The organism is Streptomyces sp. C10-9-1, from assembly GCF_024497955.1.
Taxonomy (GTDB): domain Bacteria; phylum Actinomycetota; class Actinomycetes; order Streptomycetales; family Streptomycetaceae; genus Streptomyces; species Streptomyces sanyensis.
In genome coordinates this window covers 1-444 of the sequence record NZ_JANHKP010000037.1, presented here as the reverse complement: position 1 = coordinate 444, position 444 = coordinate 1, and the positions used below count along the sequence as shown (strand labels likewise).

Annotated in this window: 1 pseudogene; it reads right to left on the bottom strand. The window is 72.3% G+C overall.

Features of this window, described 5'->3' with window-relative positions:
• Positions 1–444 (bottom strand): annotated as a pseudogene (locus NPS70_RS28405) (glucose-6-phosphate dehydrogenase); the annotation flags it as partial.

The window sequence follows — 444 nt, the reverse complement described above, 5'->3', positions numbered from 1 at the left end:
GGAGTCGAACGGCGAGTGCGGGGCGCGCTGGAAGACCACCGCGATCTCCGTCACCCGGCGCCCGAGGCGCTTGCCGGTGCGCAGGTAGAACGGGACCCCGGCCCACCGGCGGTTGTCGATCTCCAGCTTGACCGCGGCATAGGTGTCGGTCGTCGACCGGGGGTCGATGCCCTCCTCCTGGAGGTAGCCCACGGCCTTCTCCCCGCCCTGCCACCCGGCGGTGTACTGGGCGCGCACGGTGCTCGCCGCCAGGTCCCGGGGGAGCTTCACGGCACCGAGCACCTTGGTCTTCTCCGCGGCCAGTGCGTCGGCGTCGAAGGAGGCGGGCTCCTCCATCGCGGTGAGGGCGAGGAGCTGGAGCAGGTGGTTCTGGATGACGTCCCGGGCCGCGCCGATGCCGTCGTAGTAGCCCGCCCGGCCGCCGATGCCGATGTCCTCGGCCAT